Source organism: Mesorhizobium sp. M2A.F.Ca.ET.037.01.1.1, assembly GCF_003998075.1.
Lineage (GTDB): Bacteria > Pseudomonadota > Alphaproteobacteria > Rhizobiales > Rhizobiaceae > Mesorhizobium.
Map to the genome: position 1 here is coordinate 1 of NZ_RZSA01001689.1, position 609 is coordinate 609.

The following is a 609-nucleotide window of genomic DNA, read 5'->3' on the forward strand; positions in this document are numbered from 1 at the left end:
GGCTGTTCTGGGTGGTATCCTGGGTCCTTGCCGCTGCCTGGGCAGATCCCGCGCAAAAGCGCGCCGATCTCAAGTCGGAGGCGCGCTATCGTGTCCTTTGGCTGGCCGGCGCCGTGCTGATGTTCGTGCCGGCGCATGGCTATGTCGGCAGGCTGCGGCTCTGGACGCCGACGCTCACCGAGGCTTGGATCTGCGTTGCGCTGATCGCTATCGGCATCGCCTTCGCCTGGTGGGCGCGCCTTCATCTCGGCCGGCTGTGGTCGGCCAACGTCACCGCCAAGGCCGATCATCGCGTGGTCGATACCGGCCCCTATGGCCTCGTCCGCCACCCGATCTACACCGGCCTGCTGCTGTCGATCCTCGCCACGGCGGCCGTCAAAGGCACGATATGGGGTATCGCGGGCGCGGCGCTGTTGCTTGTCGGCGTCGTTGTCAAGGCGAGGCTGGAAGAAAGCTTCCTGCGCGGCGAACTCGGCCCGGCCTATGACGACTACGCCAGGCGCGTGCCGATGCTGGTGCCGTTCGCGCCGGCGTAACGCGGCGGGATGGCTTTACAGCATTCTGAGCAGCGCGCCCCCAATCGAATAGCCGGCGCCGAAGGCGCAGATC

General features: G+C 67.2%; 1 protein-coding gene. It reads left to right on the forward strand.

Going from position 1 to position 609, the window contains the following annotated elements; translation table 11 throughout:
* The first annotated feature begins 2 nt into the window (after window positions 1-2).
* Window positions 3-536, forward strand: a complete 534-nt coding sequence (locus EOA27_RS39235; protein ID WP_127259060.1) for an isoprenylcysteine carboxylmethyltransferase family protein — start codon at window positions 3-5, stop codon at window positions 534-536.
* Window positions 537-609 lie beyond the last annotated feature (73 nt).